The following is a 16892-nucleotide window of genomic DNA, read 5'->3' on the forward strand; positions in this document are numbered from 1 at the left end:
ACCTCAGTATCCGCGGGCGGGATCGAATTGCGGCTCGACCCGCTCGCCCTTCGCGTAAGCTTCCAGATTGGCGAGGAAGCGTTCGGCGGAGCGGACGAACATCTTGTCCTGTGCGCGCCCCGACAGATGCATGGAAATCTCCGTGTTCGAAAGACCCCAGAGCGGATCGTCGGCCGGCAAGGGTTCGGGCGTCGTCACGTCGAGGAACGCGCCGCCGATCGCTTTCGTTTCCAGCGCCCTCGTCAGCGCAGCCTGATCGATCACGCTGCCCCGCGCGATGTTCACGATCACGGCGTCCGCTTTCATCGCCGCCAGTTCTCGTTCCCCGATCATGCCCTCGGTCTCGTCAGTTGCGGGGACGGCCAGGATGATCCAGTCGAACCTGCCCAATTCGTCGCGCCATTCGTCGGGACCGAGCGCCTTGTCGCCGCCGCTGCGACGAACCAGCGTGACCTCGACATCGAAGGCGCGCAGGCGCGGCTCGATGAGCTTACCGATCGCGCCATAGCCGAGCAGCAGCGCCTTCGTTCCGGCAAGTTCCTTCTTGCCCGGCGATTCGGTCAACCATTCGCGCCGGTCGCGGGCGCGCACGACATCGGCATAGCCCTTCGCATGAACGAGCATGCCCATGACGACATACTCCGCGATGGTGAGCGCGTTGATGCCGGCCCCGTTCGTCACGGTCACGCCGCGCCCCGCCAAGACGTCGAGCGGCAGGAAATCCAGCCCGGCATAGATCGAATTGAGCCATTTCAGCTGCGTCGCGGCGCGCACGATGTCGCTCATCGCGACCGGATCGTTGAGATCGAACCAACCGATTTCGGCTTTCGGCGCGACTTCGAGCGCCTCCTGCTTGCTGGCGAACCAGTGCGGCTCGACCCAGTCGGGCAGGCGCGCCTCGACCAGCGGGCGGATCATGGCGGACATTACGGTTGCGGTCATGTCAGTCTCCATTCCCAGCCGAGCGGGTCGCCGTCCATCACCTCGACACCCTTTGCGGCAAGCTCTTCGCGGATGGCATCGGAGGTAGCGAAGTCCTTCTCCGCCTTGGCTTCCTTGCGGCGGGCAAGTGCGTCTTCGATCTCGGCTTCGGTGATGGCCGCACTCTTGGGCCGGATACGCAGGTCTTTGCGCGTGAGGTCGAACAGGCTGATGCCGAGCACGCGATCCATTTCCTCGACCACGGCGCGCTTCGCGCCGCCTTCGACCTTCTTGACCGCCAGCGCCTCTTCCAGCGCTACCAGCGCGACGGAGGTATTCAGATCGTCCGAGATAGAGGCCGCAAATTTCTCGCGCATGGGCGTGAATTTCTGGTGGGAGGGATCGCCCGAGACCTCTTCCTTGAGTCGCTCGACCGCCATGATGATCCGCTTCAATCGCGTCAGGGCTGCGGCGAGCCCCTCCCACGAAAACTCCAGTTCGCTGCGGTAATGCGCCTGCAGGCACATCATCCGGTAGGCGAGCGGGTGGAAGCCCTTGTCGATCAGCAGTTGCAGTCGCAGGAACTCGCCCGAGGATTTCGACATCTTCCCTGAACGCTCAACGAGGAAGTTGTTGTGCATCCAGATCTTCGCGCCCGAATGGGTCGCCACATCCAGCGAACCGCAGCCGCAGAACGCCTGGTTCTGGGCGATCTCGTTGGGATGGTGGATTTCGCGGTGATCGATCCCGCCGGTATGAATGTCAAAGGGAAAGCCGAGCAGCTTTTCGCCCATCACCGAACATTCGAGATGCCAGCCCGGCGCGCCCTTGCCCCACGGCGAATCCCATTCCATCTGCCGCTTCTCGCCCGGCGGGGTTTTGCGCCAGATGGCGAAGTCGGCGGCGTTGCGCTTCGCTTCGACCGTATCGATGCGGCCTTCACCTTCTTCGGTGACAGCGCGGGCGAGCTTGCCATAATCCTGGACGGTAGAGACGTCGAAATAGAGCCCGCTATCGAGTTCGTAGCAGTGCTTGTCCGCGATGCTTTTTGCGAAGTCGATCATCGGCGCGATATAATCCGTCGCGACCGACCATTGCGCCGGCTCGCGGATGTTGAGCGCTGCGATGTCGGCCTTGAAAGCGTCGGTGTAGTGCCGCGCGATGTCCCAGATCGACTTGTCGGTTCCGGCGGCAGCCTTTTCCAGCTTGTCCTCGCCGCTATCGGCATCGTCCGTCAGATGCCCGACATCGGTGATGTTGATGACGTGCTTGAGATCGTAGCCCTTCCACGTCAGCGTCCGCCCCAGCACGTCCGCGAAGACGTAGGCGCGCATATTGCCGATATGCGGGTAGTTGTAGACCGTCGGGCCGCAGGTATAGACGCGCGCCTCACCCTCACGAACGGGCTCGAAAACCTCGAGCTTGCGGGTCAGCGAATTGAACAGCTTCAGTTCGTTTCGGGTAGGCGTGTCGGTCATGGGCAATGGCGCATAGGTCGCCGGGGACCGATCGGCAAGCTAGTCCCAGCCCTGCCAGACGACCGCCTCGCTGCTGTCGGCGCGCGGCACGTCGAAGGCATTTACCGGCGCGTCCGGGTCTCGATAGCCAATGGCGAGCCCGCAGAAGAAGATGTGATCCTCGGGGATGTTCACCTCTGCCCGAATCTCTCGCGAATACATCGCCCAGGCTTCCTGCGGGCAACTGTCGAGCCCTTCCTCGCGCAGGAGCAGCATAATCGTCTGCAACCACATCCCGATATCGGACCATTGCGGCGGTCCCATATATCTCGGCGTATGGACCAACATGAGAACCGGCGCGTCGAAGGCGCGAAAGTTCTGCGCGAACCAAGCGAGCCGCGCCATCTTGTTCTCGCGCGAGATGTCGAGCGCGGTGTACAGCGCCTCGCCAACGCCGCGGCGCCGCGTCTCGTAGGCTCCGTCGAGATCCTTGGGGTAAATGTCGTATTCCGGGGAATGGGCGTCGCGCCCCTGCGGCAGGACGCTGGCGATACGCTCGATCAGGTTGGAAAGCGGCTGTCCCGTCAGGACGATGCCGTGCCAGGGCTGCGTGTTGCCACCCGATGGCGATCGCTGCGCCGTGTCGAGGATGCGAGCGAGGACCTCGCGCTCGACCGGCTTGTCGAGAAAGGCACGCACGGAACGGCGCGAGCGGACGGCTTCGGTAACGTTCATCCTCTCCGCCCACCATCCTCACCTTCGAACAGGCCGGCGAGTTGTTCGATGATCGTGCCGCCGAGCTGCTCGACATCCATGATCGTGACCGCGCGCCGGTAATAGCGCGTGACGTCGTGGCCGATGCCGATCGCGACCAGTTGCACGGGCGATTTTGTCTCGATCCACTCGATCACCTTGCGCAGATGCTGTTCGAGATAGCCGGGGTTGTTGTTCGCACTCAGCGTCGAATCGTCGACCGGCGCTCCGTCGGAAATGACCATGAGGATGCGGCGATCCTCTGCTCGCCGGATCAGGCGGTCATGCGCCCATAGCAGCGCCTCTCCGTCGATGTTTTCCTTCAGAAGCCCCTCGCGCATCATCAGGCCGAGATTGCGCCGGGCGCGCCGCCAGGGCTCGTCCGCCGCCTTGTAGACGATGTGGCGCAAGTCGTTCAGGCGACCGGGCGTCGCGGGCTTGCCGTCCGCGAGCCATGCTTCGCGGCTCTGCCCGCCTTTCCACGCGCGGGTCGTGAAGCCGAGAATTTCGGTCTTCACCCCGCACCGCTCCAGCGTGCGGGCCATAATGTCGGCGCTGATCGCGGCGATCGAGATGGGTCGCCCGCGCATCGAGCCGGAATTGTCGATCAGCAGCGTGACGATCGTGTCCTTGAACTCGACGTCCCGCTCCACCTTGTAGGACAGCGAATGGCCGGGCTGCGTGACGACGCGGGCAAGACGCGCGGCATCGAGCAGCCCTTCCTCCTGATCGAAGTCCCAGCTGCGGTTCTGCTGCGCCATCAGGCGCCGCTGCAGGCGATTGGCGAGGCGGGTGACAATCCCCTGCAAGCCCGTAAGCTGGCTGTCGAGATAGGTGCGCAGGCGCTCGAGTTCCTCGAAATCGCACAGTTCCGCCGCACCGACGACTTCGTCGAAACGGTCCGTATAGGCCTCGTAGGCGAATGTTTCGGGCAGATCGGTCCAGGGGCGGTTGGGTCGGACGGGCATCGGCGCGCCGTCGCCTTCGTCGCCGAACTCGGCGTCGGACGGCCCCTCTTCCATTTCAGCTTCGCCCTCGGCCTCGCCTTCACCTTCCCCTTCGGCGCTATCGGCGGCGACTTCCATGTCCTGCGGGTCGCCAGCGTCGGGGGCATCCTCGCCCTCATCCTCGTCCTGTTTGTCCTCGCCGTCGAAATCCTCGTCTTCCTCGTCGCTTCCGTCCTGGTCCTCGGATGCGGGATCGATGAGTTCGAGATTGCGCAGCATATCGAGCGTCAGGTTCTGGAACGCCTTCTGGTCGGACAGCGAGTGAGTCAGCGCGTCGAAATCGTCGCCGATCCGGCTCTCGATGAAGTCGCGCACGAGTTCGACGCCATCTGCCGCCCTTTCGGGTATGGCCCGCCCGGTCAGCTTCTCGCGCAAGATCAGGCCGAGCGCGCTTTGCAGCGGCACCGCGTCGGCATCGCGCGCGCGGGCGATCGGGTCCGATGCCGTGCGCAAGCTGATCGCCGCGTCGAGATTGTCGCCGATCCCCGAAAATTCGCGGCTGCCCAGCGCCTCGTAGCGGACCTGCTCCACCGCATCGTAGCACGCCCGGGCGAGCGGTTCGGAGGGCGCGCCCGCCCCATGGACGGCAGCGTCGTGATGCCGCAGCCGGAGCGAGAAGCTGTCGGCAAATCCGCGGGCCTCGCGCGCCTGCGATGCGGGAATGTTACGCCCCGGCAGCGGCACGCGCATGTGCTTGCCGCTTTGCGAGGGGGAGTCCGCACTCCAGGCGAGTTCGACATCTGGCTCGCGCGCCAAAGCTCGCGCGGTTCCGGTCAGGGCCAGCTTGAAGCGGTCGAGGGGGTTTTCTTCAGCCAATTCGAATTGCTTGCCAGCGCGCTCGTTCAACCGCCGATCGTCTGACCGGTCGATTGCCAGTCGGCGAGGAAGCTTTCGATGCCCTTGTCCGTCAGGACGTGATTGAAGAGCGCCTTGATGACCTTGGGCGGCGCAGTCATCACGTCCGCGCCGATCCGCGCGCTTTCGAGGACATGGCCGACATGCCGAACGGATGCGACGAGGATCTCGGTCGCAAAATCGTAATTGTCGTAGATGAGCCTGATGTCGCGGATGAGGTCCATGCCGTCGAAGCCGTTATCGTCGTGCCGTCCGACGAAGGGCGAGATGAAGGTCGCCCCCGCCTTCGCCGCCAGCAAGGCCTGGTTCGCGGAAAAGCACAGCGTGACGTTTACCATCGTGCCGTCCTCGGTCAGCGCCTTGCAGGTCTTGAGGCCGTCCATCGTCAGCGGCACCTTGATGCAGACATTGTCCGCGATCTTGCGCAGCGTATCGGCCTCACGCATCATGCCGTCGTGATCGAGCGCGACGACCTCGGCGCTGACCGGGCCGTCGACGATGTCGCAGATCTCCTTCGTCACTTCGAGAAAGTCGCGACCAGACTTGGCGATCAGCGACGGATTGGTCGTTACGCCGTCGAGCAGGCCCGTTTGCGCCAGCTCACGGATTTCTGCGATTTCGGCGGTGTCGGCGAAGAATTTCATGAAGTCTGCTCCAGGGCGGTATCGAATCGGCTTCGGTCCATCGCATAACCCCCCGGCTAAGGCCAGAGTTGCCACGGCGCGGGTGCCGCGACTAACGCGTGTTTCATTTTGATGACAACCGATTCGCCGGAGCTTTCGATGACTGCCCTCTTCCGCCCGATCTGCATTTCGGCTTGCCTCACAGCAAGTGCACTCAGCGTTCCCGCATCGGCCGCCGACGAAGGCTTCGAGCTATGGACCGAACCCAGCGTCTCGACCGATCTCGACGAGGACACCGGCATCCAGTTCCAGACCTCGCAGCGCTTTCGCGACGCCGATGATGGCCGCGTCGATACCTACGTCTTCCGCCTCTGGCTGCATCAAAAGATGTCGAGCACCTTCACCCTCAGCGGCGGTGTCGAACAGAACGTCAATGATGGCGGGGCGGACGAGATCCGCTTCCTTCAGCAGGTCACGGGCAAGCACGGAATCGTGCGGAGCCGCCTGCGGCTGGAGGAACGGCTGGTCGACGGGACCGGGCGCATGGGCCTGCGCGTGCGGCCGCGGCTCGGGGTAAGCGTTCCCCTGGGCACGAACGACCGCTGGTCCGGTTTCGCCGATGCGGAAGGGTTCATCACTCTGAAAAGCACGAGCGTCGGCGGCGACGACGGCTTCACCGGCCTGCGCACCCGCGTCGGTGCGAAATATGCGGCCAGCGACAATCTCGCGATCACGCTCGCCTATCTGCGGCAACAGGACATTCGCGACGACCGGCCCGACCGGGTCGGTCACGTCCCCTTGATTGGGCTCGATTTCGTCTTCTAATTTTTGTTAGCGGCTCAGCGAGCGGATGGCGGATGCGCCTACCGCTCCTTGTCGGACGAGGCTTCGCCGTCATCCTTGCCTTCGCCATCCGTCCCGGCCTGTTTGCCGAGCGCGTCTTCGAGTTCGTTCTGCTCCTTCAGGCCAAGGGCCCGGCGATAGCGTCGCAAGATGTCGGACGTGAGAATCACGGATACGATCCTATTCGGTGAACCATCGGCCACCATGGCCGGGCCGCCAGTCCTTGGCGTGCGCACGAGATTCGCTCAAAGTCTCGAGGCACCGAAAACGCCGGTTATCACCGGATCGTTCGTCGCAGCCGGATTTTCGCGGATCAGTTCTTCCTCATAGCCGATCTCGTTCCAGATCGCCGTGTCGATCCGCTGCGCAAAACTGTCCGCGACGCGCGAGACGTCGACCCCGGCAAGCGCGGAGAGTGCCTGCCCGACGAGCGGTTCGCGGCTGATCCGCAGTGCCTCGCCCAGTTCGGGGACCATGACTTCGATGAGGCTGTTCGCCATCCGGTCGCGCAGGAAGCCGGTCGCGGCACGCGGCCCTCCGTTCACGAGCGCGACGGCATTGGCGATGCCGATCGTGCGCACCGCGTCCGTGACGACGGGGGCGGCGCGATAGCTGCCCTCGATCGCGACTTCTGCAAAAGCATCCTCCAGCCGATCCTTGAACAGCGAGGACGTCAGAATGCCGCTCAGCACGTCGCCGCGCGTCCCCAGGATGTTGCCGAGGCCGATTTCGGCCACCTGATCGTCCCAGAACCCGCCGGGCGCGGTCAGGCGCGCAAAGGCGCGTTCGCTCGACAGAAGAAGCATCCGGCGGATCGCCTCGGTGAGGCTCAATGGTGGCAGGCTTTGACAGGCCGTCAGGGCAACGAGCGCACTGGCCGTCACTCCGCCGAGAAAAGCGCGCCGTCCGAAAACCCCTTGCCGGGAATCGTCATATTCCTGTTGCATGAAATACGCTTCCTCTTCCTTGTCTTGTGCCTCGTCCCTGCCGACCCTAACTAGCCCGCAATGGATCGTATTCGCGTCCTGTCGCTCAACGCCGCTCTCGGCGCGCTGGATTATAGCATTCCCGAAGGTCTCGATCCGGTGCCCGGCTCGGTCGTCGTCGCGCCGCTCGGACCCCGTCTGATCACTGGTATAGTCTGGGAAGCTGAACGGCTTTTGAGTGCGCCGGTTCCTGACGAAAAATTGCGCCCTATCACCGAGATAGTGCCGGTTCCTCCCATCGGCGCGCCGCTTCGCAGGCTCATCGAATGGACTGCCGAATATTACTGCGCTTCCCTGTCGGCGGTCGCGCGCATGGCGCTCGCGAGCGGAGGCGCGCTGAAAGGGCCGGCGACCACCACCGAATACCGGCTTTCCGGCGGGCTTCCCGATCGCATGACGCCGCAGCGGGAAAAGGCGATCGAGCGGCTGGAAGGCGAACAGGCGACCATTCGCGAACTGTCCGAAATCGCCGGTGTTTCCGAAGGTGTCCTGCGCGGGCTCGTCAATCAGGGGGTCATCGAACCGGTCGAGGTCGATCTGCACCGCCCCTATCCCGCGCCCGATCCGGATCACGACGTCCCGGAACTGACCGCGGCGCAAACGGCTGCAGCGGATGCCATTGCGGCCAGCGTGACGGCACGGCGGTTCGAACCCTTTCTGCTCGACGGCGTGACGGGTTCGGGCAAGACCGAAACCTACTTCGAACCGATGGCCGCTGCCCTGAAAGAGGGACGGCAAATCCTCGTCCTGCTACCGGAAATCGCGCTGACGGAAGCGTTCCTCAAACGCTTCTCCGATCGCTTCGGCGTGGCGCCGGTGCTGTGGCATTCCTCGCTCAAATCAACCGAGCGACGGCGCGCCTGGCGGGCGATTGCCACCGACCCCACAGAGGGCGGCGCGCAGGTCGTCGTGGGTGCACGCTCCGCGCTGTTCCTTCCCTACGCCGCGCTTGGCCTCATCGTCGTCGACGAAGCGCACGAGATCAGCTTCAAGCAGGATGACGGGGTGCGCTACAATGCCCGCGACGTGGCCGTGATGCGTGCGCGTTTCGAGGAAATACCGATCGTTCTGGCAAGCGCGACCCCGGCCCTTGAAAGCCTGCACATGGCGGCAAGCGGTATCTACACCCGCCTCGAACTCGACAGCCGCTTCGGCGCGGCCGAATTGCCGACGATCGACACCATCGACCTGACGCAGGAGCCACCGGAAAGCGGGCACTGGCTCGCGCCGCGACTGGTCGAGGAGCTGGAGAAACGGCTGGAACAGGGCGAGCAGTCGCTGCTGTTCCTTAACCGCCGGGGTTTCGCGCCGCTAACCTTGTGCCGCAATTGCGGCTTCCGCTTCCAGTGTCCCAACTGCACCGCCTGGCTCGTCGAGCACCGCCTTTCGCAGCGCCTCGCCTGCCATCATTGCGGACACGAGACGCAGCCGCCCGAAACCTGCCCGGAATGCGGCGAACCCGATTGCCTCGTCGCCTGCGGACCGGGGGTGGAGCGGATCGCGGACGAGGTCGCCGCGCGCCTGCCCGAAGCGCGCATAGCCCTCGTCACCTCGGATACGCTGTCCTCCCCCGGCAAGGCGAGCGCCTTCATCCAGCAGGCGTCTTCAGGGGCGATCGACGTCATCGTCGGGACGCAGCTTGTCACCAAGGGTTTTCACTTTCCCGAACTGACGCTGGTGGGGGTGGTCGATGCCGATCTCGGCCTCGAGGGCGGGGATTTGCGTGCCGCCGAACGGACCTATCAGCAAGTAGCGCAAGTTGCCGGGCGCGCCGGGCGCGGGGAGAAACCCGGCCTCGTGCTTATCCAGACCCGCCACCCGGAGGCTTCTGTCATTGCCGCCCTTGCAGCCGGGGATCGCGACGCATTTTACGAAGCGGAGACCGAGGCCCGGCGCAGCGCCGGAGCCCCGCCATTCGGACGCTGGGCCGCGATTATCGTATCGAGCGAGGACGAGCGCGAGGCCAAGGACACCGCGTTCGCCATCGGCGGCAGGCGCCCGCAGGTAGAGGATATCGCGATCTATGGCCCCGCCCCTGCGCCCATGGCGCTGCTGCGTGGCCGCTATCGTTACCGGCTCCTGCTCAATGCAAAGCGGACTGCCAACGTGCAGGCGGTCATTCGCGACTGGCTCGCCCAGTTCGACGTCCCGCGCAGCGTCCGCATCAATATCGACATCGACCCGTACAGTTTCGTCTGAATGGTTAATGGCCGTACGTTGACAAACAGCGCGGCTTTTGGAATTCATTCTGCCGGGGGTTGCAAAGTTTCCACATCTCTGTCGGACTGAAAAGCCTTCGAAAAGGACGGGAGAATTACGTGCGTATTACACTTGCGCTGAGTGCGTTGGCTATGGCTGCTAGTCCAGCGAGCGCTGCCGATTGGTTTCGAGCAAATACGGATCACTTCATCGTCTATTCCGAAACGTCGAGCGAGGAAGCTGCTGATTTCGCGCAAGAACTCGAACGTTTCGACGAAGCGATGCGATACCTGCGCGGTATTGGCGATGAAGGCGAATTGCCGGAATCTGCTAAGCTGACGGTCTATCAGTTCGGAGATACGGACGATATCGGTCGTCTGGCGGGTCAGCGAGGCGTCGCGGGCTTCTTCATTCCGCGCGCAGGCAATTCCGTCGCATTCGTACCCGCCAAGGAGGCCCGCCAACGCGGACGGTTCGGCACGCGATCGACGTCCGAGGATTTGGGAGCGAAGCTCGTCCTTTTCCACGAATATGCTCATTACTTCATGTATCAGCATGCCGCGGCGGCTTATCCGGCCTGGTATCGCGAGGGTTTTGCCGAAGTCTACGGTACGATGGACTTCTTTGAAAACGGCTTCCGGATCGGTAACCCCGCCACGCACCGGTCATTCACTATCAACGAACTGAGCGGATATCATGTCGAACGGCTGCTCGATCCCCCCGAGAAAATGACCGGCATCGATGGCGCGCAATTATACGGCATGGGCTGGATGCTCAGTCATTACCTGACGTTCAGCGGTGAGCGCCAAGGGCAACTGGAAACCTATTTGAGTGCGCTCAATGCCGGCAAATCTTCGAAAGAAGCAGCTGAAGCGGCTTTCGGCGATTTCGACAAGTTGAATCGCGAACTCGACAGTTATCGACGGGGTCGCGCTCAGGGTATCGAGGTTTCATTTCCAAATTATCAGATGCCGGATGTGGAAGTCGAGAAGCTCTCGGAAGCAGAAGCGGCTCGTATGATGCTGCACATAAAATCTGCTGCTGGGGTGGAAGAAGACGAAGCTATCTATCTCGTCGATGACGCTCGCAAACTGGCTTCGGCATATCCCGATAGCGTTCCAGTGCTTCTGGCAGCGACTGAAGCCGAGTACGATGCGAAGAACTTCGATGCCGCCCATCAACTCGCAACGCGTACGATCTCGATCGATCCGGAGAATGCGACGGCGTACAAATATCTTGCCGGCATCGCTTTGAACCGGGCCAAGGACGATAGCGCCCAGTTCGCTGAGGCTAGGAATGCTTTTGTGAAAGCCAATCAGATCGACCCGCGCGATCCGTCCGCGTTGCTGGGCTATTACCTGTCCTTCGAACTGGCTGATGAGGAAGCTCCGGAAGATGCGCTCATAGCGCTGGAGCAGGCTTACAAATTCGCGCCCTTCGACCTGAATATCAGGACAGCGCTCGCTCACCTTCTCTTGACCGAAGACCGAAATTCCGAGGCTATCATTCTTCTCGGTCCGATCATCAATGATCCGCATGCCGGAAAGCGCGCCAAGAAACTTCGCGAACTTGTTGCCGATATTGAAAGCGGCAACACGAGCGAGGCGATTAGCGAACTCAAGCCGTCGATCGATCCGGAAGATGATGAGGAGGAGGACGTTTAGAGCGGGCCCCCGGCACTATGCTGGGAGCTGATCGTTAGGCCGACATGCCCAGCGACAGCGACCAGCAGCCCGTTCTCGTACCCATTCTCGGCGACCAGCTTACCCGAACGCTTGCTTCGCTGCGCGGGCGCACGAAGGGCGACACCGTCATCCTGATGGCGGAGATGTGGGACGAGGCGACCTACGTCAAACATCACAAGCAGAAGATTGTCCTGATCTTCTCGGCCATGCGGCATTTCGCAAAGGAATTGCGCGAGGACGGCTGGGACGTCGATTATGTCGAACTGATCGACGAGGACAACGCTCACAGCTTCACGGGAGAGGTCGCCCGCGCCATCGAACGGCATTCCCCGCGCGAGGTTAAAGTCGTCGAGGCCGGCGAATGGCGACTCAATCAGGCGATCGCCGAATGGCCCGACAAGTTCGATTGCGACGTCGAGATACTGCCCGACGACCGCTATCTTTGCCCGATCGCCGATTTTCGCAGTTGGGCTGAAGATCGCGACCATCTGACGATGGAGCATTTCTATCGCGAGATGCGCAAACGCACCGGCCTCCTGATGCAGGACAACGGCAAGCCGACCGGCGGGGAATGGAACTACGACAAGCAGAACCGGCGGCCGCCCAAGGACGATATGGACCCGCCCAACCGGCCCCTCTTCGAACCCGACGAGATTACGCGAGAATGCATCGCCCTCGTCGAAGACAAGTTCGCCGATCATTTCGGCAGTCTCGACAGGTTCGGCTGGCCAGTGACGCGAAGGCAAGCGGAGAAAGCCGCCGACGCTTTCTTCAAGGAGCGGATCGAGAAGTTCGGGCCCTATCAGGACGCGATGGTGCATGGAGAGGACGACCTGTTCCACTCGATGCTGTCCACCTCGCTCAATCTCGGCCTGCTCGACCCGATGGAATTGTGCGAACGGGCAGATCAGGCTTACCGCGACGAGAAGGCACCGCTCAATTCGGTCGAGGGCTTCATCCGGCAGATCCTCGGATGGCGCGAGTATATTCGCGGCTTCTACTGGTACAACATGCCGCATTTGCAGAAGGCCAACGCACTCAACGCGCAGCGCAGCCTGCCCGAATTCTACTGGACGGGCGAGACCGACATGCGCTGCCTTGCCGATTGCATCCGCTCGACGCGCGACAACGCCCATGCGCACCACATCCAGCGCCTGATGGTGCTGGGCAATTTCGCGCTGCTTGCCGGGATCAATCCGCGCGAGGTGCAGGACTGGTATCTCGTGGTCTATGCCGATGCTTACGAGTGGGTGGAACTGCCCAATGTGAGCGCGATGATCCTCTATGCCGATGGCGGCAAGCTCGCGACGAAACCTTATGCGGCAAGCGGCAACTACATCAACAAGATGAGCGATTACTGCAAGGAGTGCACCTATTCGCCGTCGAAGAAGACGGGTGAAGGCGCGTGCCCGTTCAATCCGCTGTACTGGTATTTCATGAACCGGCATCGCGACCGGCTGGAGAGCAATCACCGGATCGGACGAATCTACGCCAACTGGGACCGTATGGGCGATGACCGGCAGAAGGAATATCTCGACAGCGCCGAGGAGTTCCTCGCGACGCTGAAGCCTTCCGGCCCGGAATATGCTCGCTATGAGGATACGGATCAGTCGATGGATGCTGCGTAATGGCCGAGGAACTCGAACCTGCCCTGCCCCGCGATGTCGTCCTATTGGCCGAGAAAGTACTCGCCCGCGCAAAGAAACGAGACGTCATGCTGGCGACGGCGGAAAGTTGCACCGGCGGCCTGCTCGCCGCCCTTCTGACCGACGTTCCGGGCTATAGCCATGTGTTCGATCGCGGCTTCGTCTCTTATTCCGACGACGCGAAATGCGATCTGCTCGGCATCGAGCGCGAGATGGTCGACAGTTGCGGCGCGGTCAGTGCCAAAGTAGCGGAGGCCATGGCCCAGGGCGCGCTCGATCGTTCCGCAGCATCGCTCGTCGTATCGATTACCGGCTTTGCCGGCCCTGGAGACGATGACGACGAAGAAGGGCTGGTTCATTTCGCCTGCGCCGCGGAGGATCGCGACACGATTCAGCGCGAGGAGCATTTCGGTGCGATCGGCCGCGACGGCGTGCGCCTCGCCGCATTGCGCGTCGCACTCGATCTGTTCAAGGAAGGCCTGGCCTAAGCGGCAGTCCGATCAGATGTCGTCGCTCGGAGTGACGGTGGATATGACGCGCACCAGCGTTGTGTAGATGAGCACGACGGTCGCCGCCGCTAGCGCGATCATCAGCGTCGTTCCGGCGAACAGCAACTCGTAAAGCCTGTCGAACCAGCGCGGCGGCATTTCCTCGAACTCGCCGACGGGGAAGACGAATGCCATCAGGAGCAGGAGGCTGAGCAACAGGCTCGCCGTAGTCAGCCGCGCGATGAGATCGATGTTGCGATAGGCCTGCCTGTCGAAGCTTTCGTCCATGCGCTTTATCATTCCGATAAGCGTCAGCATCAGCGCCATCGTCGTCGCAGAAGCGGTCATGACCGCCGAAGCGAGATAGAGGCCTGCACGCGACAGGGCATCGAGCAAAGCGATCGCTTCCATTGTGCCGTAGATCGAACCGATCGATTGGCGCGCGAGGAAGCCGAGGAGCAGACAGATGAGGAAAGTGAGTATCGGCCAGCGGTGGCAACGAATAAAATCCGGCATACCATTCGAAAGCGTCAGCAGCCGACTTGGGCGATGAACTGATATAAATCAGTTTTTCCTTTCCACAGCATTCCTCTCCCGATCGAGCAGTTCGCGCTTGATTGCATTCCCATATGCATAGCCGCCCAGACTGCCGTCTGCAGCGACGACACGGTGACACGGGATCAGAACGGCGATGTTGTTCGCCCCGTTCGCGCCACCAACCGCCCGGCTTGCTTTCGGATTGCCGAGCGCCGCGGCAAGCTCGCCATAGCTGCGCGTTTCGCCCGGCGGGATCTGGCGCAACGCCTCCCAGACACGTTGCTGGAACGCAGTCCCCTGGACATCGAGCGGGATATCCTGACCCGTTCCGGGTTGCTCGACAGCTTGTGTCACACGCTCGAACAGTTCCCTGAACTGCTCGTTTCCTTCTTCCAGCCGAGCGTTCGAAAACCGCGCCGCCAGGTCAGCGCGTCCCTCGTTAAAGCTCAGGCGGCAGACCCCCTTTCCCGTCGCGGCCACAAGCATCGGTCCCAGCGTTGTTGCGACTTGCGCGAAGTGGATGACCTGCCCCGCAGCCCCTTCGCTACTGTCCTTCGCACTCATGCCCAGCCTGCCCTTCATTTCGTCGTAGAACCGCGAAGGTGTGTTGTAGCCCGCTTCGTAGATCGCGCCCGTCACGCTCTCCCCTTGGGCGAGGGCGAGGTCGGCCCGCTCCTGCCGCAGCGCACGAGCATAGGAGGAAGGCGACATTCCGACCATTCGGCTGAAGATCCGTTGGAAATGCGTCGGCGAATAGCCTGTCTCGGCACCCAGCCTGTCCAGCGAGACCGGACCTTCGCTGTCGCGGAGAAGCCCGATCGCTCTTCGCACGGCCTCTTCCTCCCTGCTGTACCGGTCGGGCGCGCATCTCTTGCAGGCTCTCAAACCGGCCGCTTCGGCATCGGCTGGCGAAGCATAGAAGCGCACGTTTTCTCGTTTGGGCGTGCGGGCCGGGCAACTCGGACGGCAATAGATGCCGGTCGAATGGACGCCCGTAACGAAACGACCGTCGAACCGGCGGTCCCGCGCACAGGCGGCGCGCCAACGATCCTCGTCCGTCAGTCTTTCCATTCTGGTTTCAGTTGCTTCCATGCAATGCATCACGATCCGTTGCCTTCCGCGCGCCGCCTTCGATGGTCCCGGCGATGGCAGCTTCGACGCCATCCTGCATCCCGAAGCTTGCGGTCAATGCAGACTGTATTAGATGTGCGCGAAAATGTATCGCTATCTCTCCTTCCTTGCGCTGCTTCTGGCGGCCTTCACGCTGAGCGCGTCGCCGGCGCTTGCCGATCCAAGCGATATCGCCGCCGCCGAACGAGGGGTCGTGCGCGTAGTCGTCATCGGATCCGACGGGGAAGAAATCTATCCGATCAGCCACGGAACCGGTTTCGCCGTGTCGCCTACGATGATCGTCACGAACGCTCATGTCGTGCGCGAGGCGATGCAGGACGATACCCTGCGTGTCGGAGTGGTGACGAGCCAGGGCGACGATGCCGTCTATGCGCGGATCGTCAGCGTCAGTTCGCGTAATGATCTTGCGCTTGTCGAGACGACGGGCGATCTTCGCCTTCCGCCGCTCACCTTGGCGGGGGGAACCCCGCAGGACAGCGGCGAGGTTACGGCGGTCGGCTATCCGATGAATGTCGACCGGGCGCAGGGCCTCGACATCGGCGATATCTTCCGCTCGCAGCCGGCGGTGAAGGCAAAAGGCTTTCTGTCGGGGGCGCGGCCATCTCGCCAGTTCGATACGATCCTTCACACCGCCTCCATCGCGCGCGGCAATTCCGGCGGACCGTTGCTCGACGCCTGCGGGCGCGTGCTCGGCGTGAACAGCTTCGGCGCCGATTCCGGAGGGTCCGACGCCGAGTTCTTCTTTGCCGTATCGAACCGGGAATTGATCCCCTTCCTGCGGGAAAACGGGATCGATCCGCAGGTCAACGCCCTGCCCTGCCGCAGCTTTGCGGAAATAGACGCCGATGAGCGCGACCGCATCGAACGCGAACGCGAAGAAGCTGCGGCAAGTCTGGCAGCGCGCAGCGACGCGATGCGCGAACGCCGCGACCGCGCACGCCTCGAAGCAGTCCAGTCGGTTCAGGAAAGCCGCGAGAACGCGATGGCTCTGGCTTTCGTCCTGACATTGGTCGGATGGAGCGCAGCGAGCTACGCGATCTATGGCAAGCGCCGGAAACGCGAGGAAAAGCAGGTGATGATCGCGGGCGGTATCGCGGCAGCCGCCTTTCTCGCTGCCTTGTTCGTCTGGCTGAACCGGCCCGGCATCGATGAGATCGATGCGCGCATCGCAGAAGCAATGGAAGAAGCTGACGAACCCGGCGATACGGCCTTGAACGATACGTCCGGCGGCGAGCTAACCTGCAGCATCGAGACCGATCGCAGCCGCATCGTTTCCTCGAGCGCGAGCGATATCGACTTCGCCTGGGCGGAGGGCGGCTGCGTCAATGGTCGCACGCAATACGGTTCTGCCGGGGGTGAATGGACCCGCGTGTTCGTGCCGCAGTCCGAGGATGTCGTTTCCGTCAACCGGTACGATCCCGACACCCGCACCTTCGTGACCGACCGTTATCTTCTGAGCCGAAGCGCGATGAGCGAAGCGCGCACCGCGCGCCGCCAGTACGACCCGCCGCAATGCGACGCGGAGAACGCCGCCATCCGCCTCGGCGAAATGCAGGGCGCGGTGCTCGATACGCTGCCCGAACGGCCCAACGAACGGCTGGTCTATTCCTGCTCTGCGAAAGGCCGCCGGTAAGCGGCAATGCGGCTTGCATCGTTCGGGGCGCGATGCTAGGCGCGCGCCAACCTTGCCGGATGCGTCCCCCTCGGGCTGCATCGTTCACGGCAATGTGTCGCAATCGTTTATTTCAGGCCCAAGGGGAT

General features: G+C 62.6%; 15 protein-coding genes. 6 read left to right on the forward strand and 9 right to left on the reverse strand.

The features are described 5' to 3' along the window. Positions 1–3: 3 nt before the first annotated feature. Genes GRI38_RS06625 through fsa form a run of 5 tightly spaced genes read right to left on the reverse strand, consistent with a single transcriptional unit; the run spans position 4 to position 5637 of the window. Positions 4–942, reverse strand: a complete 939-nt coding sequence (locus tag GRI38_RS06625) for a D-2-hydroxyacid dehydrogenase (RefSeq protein WP_160682078.1) — start codon at positions 940–942, stop codon at positions 4–6. After that, positions 939–2399: a cysteine--tRNA ligase gene (gene cysS, locus GRI38_RS06630; RefSeq protein WP_160682079.1), complete on the reverse strand. Its 1461-nt coding sequence runs from the start codon at positions 2397–2399 to the stop codon at positions 939–941. The genes GRI38_RS06625 and cysS overlap by 4 nt, the downstream gene beginning before the upstream one ends. Before the next feature lie 39 nt (positions 2400–2438). Next, positions 2439–3113: a nitroreductase gene (locus GRI38_RS06635; protein WP_160682080.1), complete on the reverse strand. Its 675-nt coding sequence runs from the start codon at positions 3111–3113 to the stop codon at positions 2439–2441. Next, positions 3110–4954: a cobaltochelatase subunit CobT gene (gene cobT, locus GRI38_RS06640; protein ID WP_160682502.1), complete on the reverse strand. Its 1845-nt coding sequence runs from the start codon at positions 4952–4954 to the stop codon at positions 3110–3112. The genes GRI38_RS06635 and cobT overlap by 4 nt, the downstream gene beginning before the upstream one ends. A gap of 26 nt (positions 4955–4980) precedes the next feature. Continuing rightward, entirely contained in the window at positions 4981–5637 is a 657-nt protein-coding gene (gene fsa, locus GRI38_RS06645) for a fructose-6-phosphate aldolase (protein ID WP_160682081.1), read from the reverse strand. Positions 5638–5748: 111 nt separating this feature from the next. Here fsa and GRI38_RS06650 point away from each other — a divergent pair, with 111 nt between their 5' ends. Continuing rightward, a complete protein-coding gene (locus GRI38_RS06650) occupies positions 5749–6441 on the forward strand; it encodes a DUF2490 domain-containing protein (protein ID WP_237487368.1) in 693 nt (230 codons plus the stop codon). A gap of 38 nt (positions 6442–6479) precedes the next feature. Here the strand turns inward: GRI38_RS06650 and GRI38_RS06655 are convergent, their stop codons facing one another. Together GRI38_RS06655 and GRI38_RS06660 are read right to left on the reverse strand one after the other, a co-directional pair. Further along, a complete protein-coding gene (locus GRI38_RS06655; RefSeq protein ID WP_160682082.1) occupies positions 6480–6629 on the reverse strand; it encodes a hypothetical protein in 150 nt (49 codons plus the stop codon). Between the two features lie 75 nt (positions 6630–6704). After that, positions 6705–7406, reverse strand: coding sequence for a DUF4197 domain-containing protein (locus tag GRI38_RS06660; RefSeq protein WP_160682083.1), 702 nt, complete (start codon positions 7404–7406; stop codon positions 6705–6707). A 60-nt stretch (positions 7407–7466) separates the two neighbouring features. Here GRI38_RS06660 and GRI38_RS06665 point away from each other — a divergent pair, with 60 nt between their 5' ends. The 4 genes from GRI38_RS06665 to GRI38_RS06680 all read left to right on the forward strand — a co-directional run bounded on the left by GRI38_RS06665 (position 7467) and on the right by GRI38_RS06680 (position 13463). Beyond that, complete coding sequence (locus GRI38_RS06665) at positions 7467–9644, forward strand: primosomal protein N' (protein WP_160682084.1); 2178 nt, start codon at positions 7467–7469, stop codon at positions 9642–9644. A gap of 152 nt (positions 9645–9796) precedes the next feature. Beyond that, positions 9797–11308: a tetratricopeptide repeat protein gene (locus GRI38_RS06670; protein WP_160682085.1), complete on the forward strand. Its 1512-nt coding sequence runs from the start codon at positions 9797–9799 to the stop codon at positions 11306–11308. Between the two features lie 44 nt (positions 11309–11352). Next, entirely contained in the window at positions 11353–12957 is a 1605-nt protein-coding gene (locus GRI38_RS06675) for a cryptochrome/photolyase family protein (protein WP_160682086.1), read from the forward strand. Then, entirely contained in the window at positions 12957–13463 is a 507-nt protein-coding gene (locus tag GRI38_RS06680; protein WP_160682087.1) for a CinA family protein, read from the forward strand. The genes GRI38_RS06675 and GRI38_RS06680 overlap by 1 nt, the downstream gene beginning before the upstream one ends. Positions 13464–13475: 12 nt before the next feature. Here the strand turns inward: GRI38_RS06680 and GRI38_RS06685 are convergent, their stop codons facing one another. Together GRI38_RS06685 and GRI38_RS06690 are read right to left on the reverse strand one after the other, a co-directional pair. Beyond that, positions 13476–13979 (reverse strand): hypothetical protein, encoded by a 504-nt coding sequence (locus GRI38_RS06685; protein ID WP_160682088.1) that lies wholly within the window; start codon positions 13977–13979, stop codon positions 13476–13478. 48 nt (positions 13980–14027) lie between these two features. Next, on the reverse strand, positions 14028–15071 hold the full coding sequence (locus GRI38_RS06690; RefSeq protein ID WP_160682089.1) for a bifunctional transcriptional activator/DNA repair enzyme AdaA: 1044 nt from the start codon (positions 15069–15071) through the stop codon (positions 14028–14030). A 133-nt stretch (positions 15072–15204) separates the two neighbouring features. Here GRI38_RS06690 and GRI38_RS06695 point away from each other — a divergent pair, with 133 nt between their 5' ends. Next, positions 15205–16764, forward strand: coding sequence for a S1 family peptidase (locus GRI38_RS06695; protein WP_237487369.1), 1560 nt, complete (start codon positions 15205–15207; stop codon positions 16762–16764). Positions 16765–16892 lie beyond the last annotated feature (128 nt).

The sequence above is a fragment of the Parapontixanthobacter aurantiacus genome, from assembly GCF_009827635.1.
GTDB classification, from domain to species: Bacteria; Pseudomonadota; Alphaproteobacteria; order Sphingomonadales; family Sphingomonadaceae; genus Parapontixanthobacter; species Parapontixanthobacter aurantiacus.

Coding starts and splice junctions, on each gene's coding strand:
- GRI38_RS06660 (WP_160682083.1), bottom strand. CDS start 7,406: ATGCAACAGGAATATGACGATTCCCGGCAAGGGGTTTTCGGACGGCGC.
- GRI38_RS06625 (WP_160682078.1), bottom strand. CDS start 942: ATGACCGCAACCGTAATGTCCGCCATGATCCGCCCGCTGGTCGAGGCG.
- GRI38_RS06680 (WP_160682087.1), top strand. CDS start 12,957: ATGGCCGAGGAACTCGAACCTGCCCTGCCCCGCGATGTCGTCCTATTG.
- GRI38_RS06670 (WP_160682085.1), top strand. CDS start 9,797: ATGGCTGCTAGTCCAGCGAGCGCTGCCGATTGGTTTCGAGCAAATACG.
- GRI38_RS06675 (WP_160682086.1), top strand. CDS start 11,353: ATGCCCAGCGACAGCGACCAGCAGCCCGTTCTCGTACCCATTCTCGGC.
- fsa (WP_160682081.1), bottom strand. CDS start 5,637: ATGAAATTCTTCGCCGACACCGCCGAAATCGCAGAAATCCGTGAGCTG.
- GRI38_RS06695 (WP_237487369.1), top strand. CDS start 15,205: ATGTGCGCGAAAATGTATCGCTATCTCTCCTTCCTTGCGCTGCTTCTG.
- GRI38_RS06635 (WP_160682080.1), bottom strand. CDS start 3,113: ATGAACGTTACCGAAGCCGTCCGCTCGCGCCGTTCCGTGCGTGCCTTT.
- GRI38_RS06690 (WP_160682089.1), bottom strand. CDS start 15,071: ATGGAAAGACTGACGGACGAGGATCGTTGGCGCGCCGCCTGTGCGCGG.
- cysS (WP_160682079.1), bottom strand. CDS start 2,399: ATGACCGACACGCCTACCCGAAACGAACTGAAGCTGTTCAATTCGCTG.
- GRI38_RS06665 (WP_160682084.1), top strand. CDS start 7,467: ATGGATCGTATTCGCGTCCTGTCGCTCAACGCCGCTCTCGGCGCGCTG.
- GRI38_RS06685 (WP_160682088.1), bottom strand. CDS start 13,979: ATGCCGGATTTTATTCGTTGCCACCGCTGGCCGATACTCACTTTCCTC.
- GRI38_RS06650 (WP_237487368.1), top strand. CDS start 5,749: ATGACAACCGATTCGCCGGAGCTTTCGATGACTGCCCTCTTCCGCCCG.